This window comes from Pontibacter silvestris, from assembly GCF_020907275.1.
Lineage (GTDB): Bacteria > Bacteroidota > Bacteroidia > Cytophagales > Hymenobacteraceae > Pontibacter > Pontibacter silvestris.
This window is the reverse complement of sequence record NZ_JAJJWI010000002.1, coordinates 223,495-236,943: the sequence shown is the minus strand read 5'-3', so window position 1 is coordinate 236,943 and position 13,449 is coordinate 223,495. Positions and strand designations below refer to the sequence as shown.

Annotated in this window: 13 protein-coding genes; 11 read left to right on the top strand and 2 right to left on the bottom strand. The window is 42.1% G+C overall.

Features of this window, described 5'->3' with window-relative positions:
• Window positions 1–170: 170 nt before the first annotated feature.
• From LN995_RS02730 to LN995_RS02720, 3 genes are read left to right on the top strand one after another with little or no spacing between them, the layout of a single operon-like run.
• Entirely contained in the window at window positions 171–1,847 is a 1,677-nt protein-coding gene (locus LN995_RS02730; protein ID WP_229958149.1) for a sodium:solute symporter family protein, read from the top strand.
• Window positions 1,848–1,853: 6 nt separating this feature from the next.
• Window positions 1,854–2,306, top strand: a complete 453-nt coding sequence (locus LN995_RS02725) for a GNAT family N-acetyltransferase (RefSeq protein WP_229958147.1) — start codon at window positions 1,854–1,856, stop codon at window positions 2,304–2,306.
• 3 nt (window positions 2,307–2,309) lie between these two features.
• Window positions 2,310–3,386: an alanine racemase gene (locus LN995_RS02720; RefSeq protein WP_229958145.1), complete on the top strand. Its 1,077-nt coding sequence runs from the start codon at window positions 2,310–2,312 to the stop codon at window positions 3,384–3,386.
• A 124-nt stretch (window positions 3,387–3,510) separates the two neighbouring features.
• Here LN995_RS02720 and LN995_RS02715 read toward each other — a convergent pair whose 3' ends face one another.
• On the bottom strand, window positions 3,511–4,431 hold the full coding sequence (locus LN995_RS02715; RefSeq protein WP_229958143.1) for a universal stress protein: 921 nt from the start codon (window positions 4,429–4,431) through the stop codon (window positions 3,511–3,513).
• Between the two features lie 152 nt (window positions 4,432–4,583).
• Here LN995_RS02715 and mbhE point away from each other — a divergent pair, with 152 nt between their 5' ends.
• The 7 genes from mbhE to mnhG all read left to right on the top strand — a co-directional run bounded on the left by mbhE (window position 4,584) and on the right by mnhG (window position 10,602).
• Window positions 4,584–6,899: a hydrogen gas-evolving membrane-bound hydrogenase subunit E gene (mbhE, locus tag LN995_RS02710; protein WP_229958140.1), complete on the top strand. Its 2,316-nt coding sequence runs from the start codon at window positions 4,584–4,586 to the stop codon at window positions 6,897–6,899.
• Window positions 6,896–7,438, top strand: coding sequence for an MnhB domain-containing protein (locus LN995_RS02705; RefSeq protein ID WP_229958138.1), 543 nt, complete (start codon window positions 6,896–6,898; stop codon window positions 7,436–7,438). The genes mbhE and LN995_RS02705 overlap by 4 nt, the downstream gene beginning before the upstream one ends.
• 3 nt (window positions 7,439–7,441) lie before the next feature.
• Complete coding sequence (locus LN995_RS02700) at window positions 7,442–7,798, top strand: NADH-quinone oxidoreductase subunit K (protein WP_229958136.1); 357 nt, start codon at window positions 7,442–7,444, stop codon at window positions 7,796–7,798.
• A gap of 79 nt (window positions 7,799–7,877) precedes the next feature.
• Window positions 7,878–9,392: a proton-conducting transporter transmembrane domain-containing protein gene (locus LN995_RS02695; protein ID WP_229958135.1), complete on the top strand. Its 1,515-nt coding sequence runs from the start codon at window positions 7,878–7,880 to the stop codon at window positions 9,390–9,392.
• A gap of 5 nt (window positions 9,393–9,397) precedes the next feature.
• On the top strand, window positions 9,398–9,895 hold the full coding sequence (locus LN995_RS02690; RefSeq protein ID WP_229958134.1) for a Na+/H+ antiporter subunit E: 498 nt from the start codon (window positions 9,398–9,400) through the stop codon (window positions 9,893–9,895).
• Window positions 9,892–10,161, top strand: coding sequence for a monovalent cation/H+ antiporter complex subunit F (locus tag LN995_RS02685; protein ID WP_229958133.1), 270 nt, complete (start codon window positions 9,892–9,894; stop codon window positions 10,159–10,161). Before LN995_RS02690 ends, LN995_RS02685 begins: the two co-directional genes overlap by 4 nt.
• 3 nt (window positions 10,162–10,164) lie before the next feature.
• Window positions 10,165–10,602 carry a monovalent cation/H(+) antiporter subunit G gene (gene mnhG, locus LN995_RS02680; RefSeq protein ID WP_229958132.1) on the top strand — a complete coding sequence of 146 codons (438 nt, stop codon included), beginning with the start codon at window positions 10,165–10,167 and terminating at the stop codon, window positions 10,600–10,602.
• Here the strand turns inward: mnhG and LN995_RS02675 are convergent.
• Complete coding sequence (locus tag LN995_RS02675) at window positions 10,565–11,389, bottom strand: metallophosphoesterase (RefSeq protein ID WP_229958131.1); 825 nt, start codon at window positions 11,387–11,389, stop codon at window positions 10,565–10,567. The genes mnhG and LN995_RS02675 overlap by 38 nt on opposite strands.
• A gap of 203 nt (window positions 11,390–11,592) precedes the next feature.
• Here LN995_RS02675 and LN995_RS02670 point away from each other — a divergent pair, with 203 nt between their 5' ends.
• Entirely contained in the window at window positions 11,593–13,371 is a 1,779-nt protein-coding gene (locus tag LN995_RS02670) for a chloride channel protein (RefSeq protein ID WP_229958130.1), read from the top strand.
• The last annotated feature ends 78 nt before the right edge of the window (window positions 13,372–13,449 follow it).

Here is a 13,449-nt window from a genome sequence, read left to right as displayed (position 1 = left end):
CACTAGCTCCTCAAGCCATGTATTATTGCACAAATTACCACTAGTGTAAGTTGCACCTACTTACCAAAACCAGCCTTAGTGCCTCGAAACTTCCTGTTTAAGCAAATATTTACCTATATTTGAAGATAACCAACCGCTAAGCCCGCTATCAGAATTATACTTTTCCGCTAATGCACTACATTGACTTAATAATTTTTGTATTATATATGCTCGCCATGTTAGGGGTAGGCTTTTATTTCCTGAAAAAAAACCAGGGAGCTGACGACTATTATGTTGGCGGTCGTACCATGGGCAGTGGCCATATTGGTTTGTCTGTCGTAGCGACAGATGTGGGCGGAGGCTTTTCCATTGGTCTGGGCGGTTTGGGATTTGCGATGGGTTTATCTGGTTCCTGGATGCTTTTTACCGGACTTCTAGGTGCCTGGCTGGCTGCAGTTTTTCTTATACCCAAAGTAAAAAACAACCCTGCTTTTGAACGCTTTCTTACTTTCCCTCAGATATTCGGACATTACTTTGATACTCGTGTAGCTTTACTGGCAGGTGTCATATCAGCCATAGGCTATACAGGCTTTACCAGTTCCCAGATTTTAGCAGGCGCAAAATTAGCAAGTGGTACTTTTATAGACCTCGATCTAAATACGGCCTTACTTATTATGGGTATTATTGCCGTTGTCTATACTGTAATGGGGGGCTTAAAAGCCGTTATATACACCGATACAGTGCAGTGGGCAGTGCTAATGGGCGGCCTGATTTTTATTGGAGTGCCTGTGTCGTTCTTAGCCGTTGGCGGAGGCATAGAGAAAATAAGCTTTTCCAACCTGTTTGACTTAGGTTGGTTAACAGCCCAGTCTGGTAGAAGTATAGAAGCAATAAAAACTACCTTGCCTGAAGAATTTTTAAGCCTGTCAAATATTACGTGGCAACAGTTAGTGAATTGGGCCATTACTATCATACCCATCTGGTTTGTCGGCATGACGCTTTACCAACGCATTTATGCCTGCCGCGATGTTAAGACAGCGAAACGAGCCTGGTATATAGCCGGCTTATTTGAGTGGCCCATAATGGCTTTTATGGGTGTGGCGCTAGGTATGCTGGCACGTGTTGCAGCAGAACAGGGCATGTTTGCCGACTTAGGCGCAGGCGAAGTGGTGGACCCTGAAACGGGGCTGCCAATGCTGTTGCGAACAGTACTTCCTGTGGGTTTAATGGGCCTGATGCTTTCCTCCTACTTCTCTGCCATCCTCTCCACAGCAGATAGTTGCCTGATGGCATCTTCCGGCAATATTGTTACAGATATCATAGGGCATTTCAAAAAGATTGACCCTGATGCTCCCGCTACTCTTCGACTCTCACAGCTAATAACCTTACTGGTTGGTGCGCTGGCGCTGTGGCTGGCCACTATGATGACGAATGTGTTGGATATGATGCTATACTCTTATGCATTTATGGTTTCAGGATTATTTGTGCCTGTATTGGGTGCTCTTTTCTGGGAACGAAGAAGCAGTAAAGCCGCATTTTGGGCAATGCTGGTTGGAGGAATAACGACGGTGATTCTACAAGTATTTATGCTTTCGCCCTCAGACATACAGGCGGACGCGACAGGGCTTGCCCATGTACTACAACCCTACATTCCAGCAGAAATTAGCTCTAGCCTCGGAAGCTTGAGTGGTTTAGAAATCAAAGAAATACTGAGTCAGGCAGTTTCAGATAACAGCATAGTTCATATTTTATGGCTAAACCTGACGTTCCGGCTTCCGTTTAACCTGGACCCGAACTTATTTGGGCTTACAGCTTCCTTAATCATTTATATTACGTTAACTATTCTATATCCTGATAAAAAGAAATAAGCAAGTATGGTAGAAAATAACAGCGTCCAGTACAACATTTATACGCCCGGCAAAGAACAAGACTTAACCAGAGACGAAGTGATAGACTTTTTGTTTAAGCACTTGGATGAGTATGGCGATGCCCGTACAGACATCTCAAAGTGCATGGATTATGCTCTGTCTCAAGCTGAAGGTAAAGGAGGTTCTGTTATTGTAGCACGCGAGGATGGGAAAGTAGTTGGCGCACTTATTCTGAACAACACAGGCATGAGTGGCTTTATTCCTGAGAACATACTGGTTTATGTAGCTGTGCATAGCAGCCAGCGCGGAAAAGGAGTCGGCAAGCAACTTGTGCAGTTAGCTGCTGACAACACTACCGGAAGCATAGCCTTGCATGTGGAGCCACAGAACCCTGCCCGTCATCTTTATGAGAAAATGGGCTTCACTAATAAATATTTAGAATATAGACTTTTAAGATAAACGATGGCTGTTCTTAGGCTGTATCGAGATAAACTGAAGCAAAATTACAACCATATCAATCAGGTCTTTCAGGATGAGGGAATTGATTGGGGTGTAGTAACAAAGCTTCTGTGTGGGAATGAGCTTTTTTTGAAAGAAGTGCTTGACCTTGGCGTTGTGGAGGTACATGATTCACGTGTCAGCAACCTCAAAACGATTAAAGAAATGGCTCCTGATGTACAGACAGTTTACATTAAACCTGCCCCTAAAAAAAGTATATCAGACATTATTCAGTATGCTGATGTAAGTTTTCAGACAGAACTGGATATAATCAGGCTGTTGTCGGAAGAGGCTGTGCGGCAGCGTAAGCTTCATAAAATCATTATCATGATTGAGATGGGCGACTTGCGTGAGGGCGTAATGGGTGATGAGCTGCTTAATTTTTATGAGAAAGTGTTCGAGTTACCTGGCATTTCTGTCATAGGCTTAGGCGCTAATTTCAACTGCTTGTATGGTGTTATGCCCACCCAAGATAAGCTAATTCAGTTATGCCTGTATAAACAGATAATTGATGCAAAGTTCAATAAGAATATCCCCTGGATATCTGGAGGAACGTCTGTAACTATTCCTTTATTGTTTCATCATGAGCTGCCAAAAGGTGTTAACCATTTCCGTATTGGGGAAGCTCTCTTCTTTGGACTAAACTTGTTTACAGGAGAAACTTTTGAGGGAATGCACGATGATGTGTTTGAACTTGAGACTGAGATTATAGAGCTAACAGAAAAGCCTATGTTGCCGAATGGCATGCTGGCCGAAAATCCTAGTGGGCACAGCTTTGAAATTGATGAAAGCCTTTATGGGAAAAAATCACATCGTGCTATTCTGGATGTAGGCTTGCTGGACATTAACCCGAAGTTCCTGCTTCCTAAAGACGAAAGTTTAAGTGTAGTTGGGGCAAGCTCTGATATGCTAGTTGTTGAACTTGGAGAAAATAAGCAGCATTGTAAAGTTGGTGATGTATTAAAGTTCAACCTTCGATACATGGGCGCTCTGAGTGTGATGAACTCCAAATATATAGTCAAGGAAGTGGTGTCATTTTAATAATAGTTGCTTAAGATTTCAAAAATAAGGAACAACTTTTCTCTATCATTAAACTTTGGGAATAAACAAAGAGCACCCGTTTAAAAGCGGGTGCTCTTTGTTTATTAGTTATAATTAATACAGGTCATGTATTTAACAAAGCTTCCAGGAAGCCAATTTCTTCTTTAGGTTTTCTGAAGATGGTTAACGGAATGTCACTGTCGTACCGCAAGACTTTCTCCGTTACGCTACCTAACACAAACAAGGCGGCAGCTGATTTACCTTTTGCACCCACCACCAACATATCCGCCCAGGCTCGCTTTGCCTCCATCACAAGCAGCTCTCCAATGTTTTCATCATTATCTAACCTTACCATTTTAAACTCACCCCGCTCACGCAACTCCGGGAACCTCTTTAACAGTTGCTCATATTTATTTCTGGCAAAGCCTTTCATGCGTTCTTCAAACTGTTCAAAACTTTCCCCTAAGGTAATGTAGCCAGTAGGCACTTCATACGCATGCAGACAAGTAACCTGTACATTAGGCGGAAGAATAGAAGAATGCAGCACCCGGTCTAAGGCCAGTAAACTGTAGTCGGAGAAGTCAATGCTTACTACAACATGCTGCAGGACCGGCTCCGCTGTTTCTGGAACAAACAATACAACAGAGCGCCCTGTTCTAACAAGCTTTTGCGCCAGTACTCCGCTCCCACTAAGTCTTAGCTTACGACCAACCAAAATAAGGTCGGTTTGCTTAATGTTGTTCCAATGCAAAAGCTCTTTTAAAGGGGAGCCCTCCTCCACCAACACGGTTACCTGCACATGGGGCAGTCCTTCAAAATAAGGTTTAATTTTATCTTCCAACGCCACGCGAATTCTCTCATCTGCAGGTGCGGTTGCAGGAAAAATGTTCCGAAGTTCATCCGGGATCTCCAGGTTTTTCTCCACATGAATAAAATAAACTCTTTCAATCTTAGGGTTCTGGCACAGGAAAGCTGTATAGCCGATAAGGGTATCATCCATCGGTGTCAGGTCTAGCCCTACCATTAGTTTTTGCAGGTTCTCCATAGTTTGTGGTTACGAGTTGGTTGCTATAACATAAAATGCCCACCTAACTGTACATTAAAATCTTTTAATGTAACTAAATCAATTTAAGCAGGTAAAGTACAGTTATCACATACGGTTCAAATCAGAATTAATTTACAACCTCTATCTAATAAATGATATTTATTGTATTAGCAGGCTTTATTACTTCCTTTCTGGCACCACTACTATATCGTTTGCTGGGCAGGTATGTTTATGTACCAATGGTGCTGCTACCACTGGCAATCTTTGTTTGTCTTTGCAGCTTTCTTCCAGAAGTACTGGCAGGGCAATATGTTCAGCAGGAGTATGTGTGGGTTTCTTCGTTGAACATTAACCTGCAGTTTTACCTGGACGGGCTTGCCCTGTTCTTTGCTTTACTGATTAGTGGCTTTGGCACCCTTGTAATGCTTTATGCTAAAGGATACCTGGACGACCACCCATTATTAGGAAGATTTTACCTGTATCTAACGTTGTTCATGACAGCCATGTTAGGCCTTGTAATGTCAGACAACATTTTCTCCCTCTTCGTTTTCTGGGAGCTTACCAGCATCAGTTCCTATCTGCTGATAGGCTTTAAACACAAAAATGAAACTTCACGCACTTCTGCCTGGCAAGCACTGTTGGTAACAGGCGGCGGTGGCCTGGCTTTGATGGGTGGGCTAATTCTGCTTGGCATTGGTAATAATAGCTATACCCTAAGTGACATATTGGTTAACAATGGTTTTATATCACATAACCTTTATTTGCCTGCCCTGATACTGATACTACTAGGATGTTTTACAAAATCGGCACAATTCCCCTTTCACTTCTGGCTGCCTAATGCCATGGAGGCTCCGACACCTGTCAGTGCTTACCTACACTCAGCTACCATGGTAAAGGCTGGAATTTACTTACTTGCCCGCTTGTCTCCGCTCTTGGGAGGCAGTGAGGTTTGGCAGTACACACTACTGCTTGTAGGTGGAGTTACGGCCGTAATGGGTGCTTTGCTGGCTCTGCAGAAAACAGACGTGAAAGCCATCCTTGCCTATACCACCATCAGTGCTCTCGGCTTATTGGTAACAATGATCGGGCTGAATTCTGAGTTGGCCTTAGAAGGAATGCTGGTGTTCTTGCTGGCGCATGCGCTCTACAAAGGTACCTTGTTTATGGTAGCTGGAGCCGTAGACCACAGCACAGGCACCAGAGAAGTACAGGAATTGTATGGATTGGGTAGGCAAATGAAACCTGTTGCCATAGCAGCTACTCTTGCAGGGTTGTCTATGGCTGGCTTACTTCCTTTTCTTGGGTTTATAGGGAAAGAATTGCTTTATGAAGCGGCTTTGGAAGACCCAGCCAAAGAACTTCTTGCATTTGCAGTGACTTTTATAGCAGGCTCTGTTTTTGCTTGTATCGCCACCCTAGTAGGTTACAGGCTGTTCTGGAGCAAATCAACCAACTCCTCTCCTGTTAAACACGCTCCAGGGGCTATGCTATACCTCCCACCATTACTATTAGGTACTGCAGGACTTGCTTTTGGCTTATGGCCTGAGCTTTTAGCTACTCCAATATTACATCGGGCAGCACAAAGTATAACGGGTAATACTGAACTACTGCTGGAATTAACTCTGTGGCATGGCTTTACTTTAGTTCTTGGGCTCAGCCTGCTTACTTTATTGGTGGGACTACTGCTATATCGCTTCCTCCCGCGCCTGCACCAGTTTGCTCCTGCGTTAGAAGCTATCTATACCTATGGGCCTAATAACCTATATCATAAAGGCATAGCTGGCTTCCTTAATAGCTCACGCAAATTTATAGGCTGGCTGCAGAATGGGTACCTTCGCAGTTATGTTGCTACTATTGTTTTAACCTTTTCAGGATTAGTTTTATATACCACCTTCAGAAATAAACCAGAACTTGCTTTAGCGGAATATGCAAGTCTTTTGAAAAATACAGAACTGTATGAAATAATTATCATGATACTTATGGTGGCTGGATTAATCTTCCTGATGAATACCCGATCAAGGCTAACCTCTATTGTAGTGATGGGTTTAGTTGGTTATTCAGCGGCACTCTTCTATATTTTGTTTGGAGCACCTGATGTGGCTGCTACGCAACTTCTGATAGAGACACTTACTGTTGTTATTTTCGTGCTACTCTTACACAAGCTGCCCGCTTTTACCTATCTCTCCCATGTGGGGCATAAGTATAAGTACATTTTTGTTTCAGTTATATTCGGAGCTACTATGACGTATGTTTTGCTTTTTACGCAACAACATGCAGTAGGCTCTCCTCTAAAAGATTACTATGGCCAGGCAAGTTACCTGGAGGCACACGGTCGTAATATCGTAAATGTAATTCTGGTCGATTTTAGAGGATTAGATACATTGGGTGAGATTACGGTTCTGGCAATAGCGGCCTTAGGCATTGTGGGCCTGCTTCGCCTTAATCCTGAGAAAGGAGGCAAACGATGAAAACAATCATCTTATCGACAGCCATTCGTCTGCTGACGCCTTTGTTTCAGGTATTTTCTATTTACATCCTGCTACGGGGGCACAATCACCCTGGCGGAGGGTTTATAGGCGGTTTGATTGGTGCCATCGCTTTTGTGTTTGATACACTTGCTAATGGGCACGAAAGTACTGAAAAAACTTTTTTCACACTAAAAGTATACCAGCAACCTCGTAAGTCCGGGATAAGTTATCTGCAGCATTACCTGCAGTTTATTCGCATGAACATCCAAAGGAAAAAGGAAGCGGGGCAACTGGATGTACAGCAGCAATATTGTATACAGTTAAGACCCGTTTACCTGATGGCGCTAGGGCTGTTTATAGCCACTATAAGTGGAACCATAAGTTTACTGCTTCAGCAGCCCTTCATGACATCTCAGTGGCCGGAATTTCATATACCCGTTTTAGGGTCCCCTGGTACACCTCTTTTGTTCGACCTGGGCGTCTACCTGTTGGTAATGGGCATCATTTTGAAAATAGTTTTTACACTTGCTAAAGAGTAAGCCATGGAAGCGCTTTTATCAATTGTTACCGGAATGCTGTTCATGGTGAGCATGTACTTTATACTGCACCGCCATTTGTTTAAGCTGATACTTGGCCTGATATTATTTGGCCTTGCCACCAACCTTTTTATGTTTGTAGCCGGAGGCTTAACACGTGGGAACTCAGCTATTCTTAAACAAGATCAGGAAGTTGCTATAGAGCCTTATGCTGACCCTGTTCCGCAAGCCCTTCTCTTAACAGCTATTGTGATTGGCTTTGGTTTACAGGCTTTTGCTATCGTGATTATTAAAAGAGTCTATCAGGTTTACAAATCTAATAATCTGGATGATTTGGCAAATAATGACAACATAGAACACTAACGAGAATAGCTATAAAAGGCACTATTTTTCAAGGATAATTATACTGAAGCCTTAAACACAACATAATTTTACAGACAACATGTCGCAACACTTACTTGTTTTGTTGCCATTACTCCTGCCCCTTTACGGAGCCATTCTGTGCCTGCCTTTCTGGAAGCGCTCTTTGCCGCAGCAGTGGGTTGCAGGCTGCACTCAAGTCTGCTGGATGGCCTCTGCTGCTATGCTTATTTATGAAGTTACCACTACAGGTATTGTCAAGACACAAATCGGGAACTGGCCAGCACCTTATGGCATTACAATGGTAGCCGATATTTTCAGTGCGCTAATGATAGGCGCATCAACCATAGTCGGTTTTGCAGTTTATCTCTTCTCCTTACGTGGCCTTAACGAATCCCGTAAGACCTACGGGTACTATCCCATGTTGCTTCTGCTTCAAATGGGCATCAGCGGCGTGTGCCTTACCGGCGATATTTTTAACCTCTATGTCTGGTTTGAGGTCTTACTGATCAGCTGCTTTACACTGTTGGCTCTGGGTGGTACAAAAGCACAGTTAGAAGGAACAATTAAGTATGTAACCATTAATATGCTGGCTTCAGGCCTGCTTCTTACCGGTATAGGCATGGTCTATAGCTTAACAGGATCTTTAAACCTGGCAGAACTTGGTCGTTTAGTACGGCAACCTGGTTCAGACTTATCTTTAGTAAATATTGCCAGTATTTTTTTCCTGATAGGTTTCGGCATCAAGTCTGCCATTTTTCCACTATTCTTCTGGTTACCTGCTTCTTACCATACACCACCTATTGCCATTTCCGCATTTATTGCCGGGCTGCTTACTAAAGTGGGAATCTATACCTTAATCCGTCTTTTCACTTTAGTGTTTATAATGGATAGGAACTTTATACTACCACTGCTGCTTGTTCTTTCAGGATTAACAATGGTAGTGGGAGTACTGGGTGCAGCCTCTCAAACAGATTTCAGGAAAATTCTTTCCTTTCATATTGTCAGCCAAATCGGCTATATGTTAATGGGCCTGGCTATTAACACACCACTGGCTATAGCAGGTAGTGTCTTCTTTATTCTCCACAATATTTTAGTAAAAACGAACCTGTTTCTGATAAGTGGCGTAGTGGCGCAGCGGCATAAAACTTTTGCATTAAAGAAGCTCGGTGGAGAATACCTGAAGAACCCGTTTCTGGCCATACTCTTTCTGCTTTCGGCTCTTTCGTTGGCTGGTATTCCGCCATTCTCTGGGTTTTGGGGTAAATTTATGTTAGCCAAAGCAGGCCTGTTAAATGAGAACTATAGTATAGTAGCCACTTCACTTGCTGTTAGTTTGATTACGATCTTCTCTATGACAAAAATATGGAATGAGGCTTTTTTAAAACCGAAACCTGATAATAATGGTTCAGAAAAAGAGGTAGTTACATCAGAAGAGAAACAGGCGAGTCGCTATTTGCTCGTACCTGTTGTGCTACTCGCTGGGATTATACTTTTCATTGGCTTATATGCTGAACCAGTTATTTCACTTTCCATTAGAGCTGCCGAGCAACTTAAAAATACCGATTTATACATTAACGCTGTACTAAACAGATAACAAGTATGAAAACATTTGTCTTTCATTTTATAGTAGCCTTTACAGCAACCTACCTTTTTTTTAGCCAGGCGGATTTGCCAATACCTTACAATGCAGAAACTACTACAGCTATGTTTCTAGGAATTTTGACTTTGTTGTGGCTGTCAGCGTTGTTTTACAATAAATCTTACTTCCGGAAACTACCTAAAGCTATTAATCTACTGCTTTATTTTCTGAAAGAACTATTCCTGGCAAATATTAAAGTTGCCTTTGATATTGTTACGCCACATTACTATATGCGTCCTACTATTATTGCATTGCCGCTAACGGTAAAATCTGATTTAGAGATTACCTTACTGGCTAACATTATTACCCTTACACCCGGAACGCTAAGCATTGATGTTCGGAAAGATAAAAAAATACTGTTCCTGCATGCCTTATATGTCAAAGACGATGATATTGAACAACTCAAAAATTATATTAAGCACGGATTTGAGCGTAGAATACTGGAGCTGACAGCATGAACTTATTTCAGGTAACATTAACTATTGCCATGGTCGCACTTAGCCTTTGCTTAGTGCTCACAGCCGTACGCTTTGCCATAGGTCCTACGCTGCCAGACCGCATCACAGCTTTTGATCTTTTTGTGGCTAACGTAATTGGCATGATTGCCATTTACACGGAGTTTACCGGTAACGAGGATTTCATAGATGTAGCCATGATTCTTTCCCTTTTTGGCTTTCTTGGGTCTATCTCGTTTGCTTATTATATCATGAGAATAACAAAATAATTTATGCTGGAGAATATTGATTGGCTGTTGATCAGGGAAATTATTAGTTGTGTTCTGATTCTGACAGGAGTTCTATTCATGTTGATCTCAACCTTGGGGCTTCTGCGCTTGCCGGACTTTTACATCCGGATGTCTGCCATTACGAAAGGTACAACCTTAGGGCTCGGGCTCATTTTATCTGGTATGGGAATATACTTTAACCAACCAGACATATTACTTAAAGTATTAGCCATTATTGTTTTTTCATTTATCACTGCACCAGTGGCAGCACATGTAGTAGGTCGAACTGCAGTGCAGAATAAAATTCCGTTCTGGGACAGAACTAAAACAAAAGAGCTAAATGAATACCTGGAGCAAGAGAACTTAGGAGAGCATGTAAATCGAGATAAATATATAGAAGATCTTAAGAAGAAGAAAAAGAATGCTCCTGGTAATCAATAAAAGGACGCATGGGTTCAGCATAGGTTTTAAAAGCCTCTATGGAAGTTATTTCATTATCAGGATATGAAATTGCCGTAAGGCGCCCCCCAAAAACACAACCTGTATCGATATTGATGGTATTGTTTCGCCACACAGGCTGCTTTACAGGTGAGTGCCCGTATATAACAATTGCTTTACCACAATATTCCGCTGCCCAATCCAGTCTAACAGGCAAGCCATTATCATCAGTCTTACTAGTAGTGGGGCCATATAAGCATAAACCACGAACACCTTTACCGTTCTTACCATGTAACCTCTCTTGTAAACCAGCATGCGCTATTAGTAACTTGCCGTTATCCAATATTATGTAGTAAGGCAATTTGCTTAAAAACTTTTTTACCCGAATGTGAAATGCCCGGTCATATTTTTCCATCTGCTCAATGGTTAACTCAAGCCCATAGCGAACCTGCACTTTGTGTCCCTTCATCATCCGGCTAAGCTTATCATCGTGGTTACCTATAACACATAGGGCAATTTGCTGCTCCACCATGTCCATTACCAGTCGCAGTACCTCAGGCGAATTTGGTCCCCTGTCTACCAGGTCACCTACAAAAATAGCTTTATAACCTTTTGGCGCACCCACTTCATATTTTTGTAACTCATCATTAAATTTTATGCTATAACCTAACCTGCAAAGCAAGGCTACTAATTCTTTAAAACATCCATGTATGTCACCTAAAATATGAAAAGGGCCATGTTCGTTCAAAAGTATAATATTATCATGCTGTGTCTCTACTTCAGTTGCCATATCTTAAATACGTTTTGAACTCCTTTAGGATTCTTTTACAACTATTACCTGTAACGTAACGGGTTAATAAATGCAGGTTTACATTTTTGTACAATTATTATTTCGATGACCATAATATCTCTTTAAAAAAGTGTTGAGCATGGGTTCGTTTATTTGTAGTTTTGCATATCCTGATTTATGAAAGCTTCAGGTAAATTTCAGGCATGCCCTATTATAAAAAATATAAAATTCCTCTTATCTGGCTTCGACGTCATACCTCCAGCCGTGACTTCATGCTTATCTCAAGTGCTATTGTCGGGTCATTGGCTGGTTTGTCTGCCGTTGTGCTCAAAGTATTTGTACATTACCTGCATATGCTGCTGGCTTATGGCAACAGGTTACTCGATCAGCCTGTGTGGCTGGTAGTTTTTCCTATCATAGGCATTTTACTTACCGTATTTGTAGTTCAGGTATTCTTTAACGGAAGAATTGGGAGAGGAACAGCTAATATACTCTACAGTATCTCGCAAAAGTCAAGTATGGTGGAGCGGGATAAAATGTACTCGCACATCATTACCAGTGGCATAACAGCAGGTTTTGGTGGGTCAGCAGGCCTAGAGTCTCCTATTGTAGTAACCGGTTCTGCTATTGGTTCTAATTATGGGCGCTCCTACCACTTAAACTACCGAGACAGAACTTTGCTATTGGCCTGTGGAGCTGCTGCGGGCATAGCAGCTGTGTTTAATGCACCTATTGCAGGAGTTTTATTTGCCGTAGAGGTCTTGCTTACAGATATAAGTATCTCTGCTTTTATTCCGCTTATTATTGCTGCCGTTGTAGCTACGCTTTGCTCAAAAATAATTCTGAATGAGGAAATACTATTCTTTGTTGAAAAGTATGAGTTCTTTGAAGCAGGCAACGTTCCTTTTTATGTACTTTTAGGTATAATGGCAGGTTTTTTATCAGTATATTATACCCGTATGGTACATCGGGTGGAGGACCTTTTTGAGCCATACCAGGATAAAGTTTATTACAGAGCTTTAGCCGGAGGTTTATTACTTGGTTTGCTTATTATGCTTTTCCCGCCTCTATTCGGGGAGGGCTATGGAAGTGTAAGACTGCTGGAAAGCAACAACGCACAACAACTGCTACAGGATAGCTGGCTTGCTTTTTTTGGTACTAATGAGTGGCTTGTGTTATGTTTTGTAGGTGCATTGGCCTTAGTAAAAGTTTTTGCCACCACCATCACCATATCTGCTGGAGGTAATGGCGGTAACTTTGCACCTTCTATGTTCGTTGGTGCCAGCTTAGGCTACTTCTTCTCTAAACTGGTAAACCTACTGGAGATTAGCAGGCTGCCTGTCAGCAGCTTTTCAATGGTAGGCATGGCCGGTATATTAAGCGGCGTGATGCACTCCCCGCTTACAGCGGTCTTTCTTATTGCTGAAATTACAGGAGGATATACGCTGATGATACCTTTGATGATTGTCTCAGCTACCTCATATGCAGTGGTGAAATACTTTGAACCTTATTCGCTGGATACAAAAAAGCTGGCACAGAAAGGGCAACTGCTTACGCACAATAAAGACAGGACTATTTTGCGCATTATGGAAATCAGGCACCTGATTGAAACTGAGTTTCAACCTGTATCACCGGAGGCTACTCTTGGTGAATTAGTGGAAATTATAGCGCATTCCCGTCGTAACCTTTTCCCTGTTGTAAGTGCAGACGGAAAACTTGCTGGTATTATACTTCTAGAAAATGTGCGGGAAATAATGTTCAAAACAGAAAAGTACAGTACTGTAAAAGCAAAGGAACTAATGGTAAAACCACCAGCAGTTGTGCAATACAACGATAGCATGGCCGATGTAATGAAAAAGTTTGATGAATCCGGTGCGTGGAACCTGCCTGTGTTGCGAGATGAGCAATACCTTGGTTTTGTATCAAAGTCCAGCATTTTTACTAAGTATAGAAAGTTGCTGATTAAAACCACTACTGTTTAAGAAAAAATGACCTCTGATAAGGCAGATTTATCAGAGGCCTCAGGAGCTTACTAAACTTTAGTTAACGGTTCTTTAAAA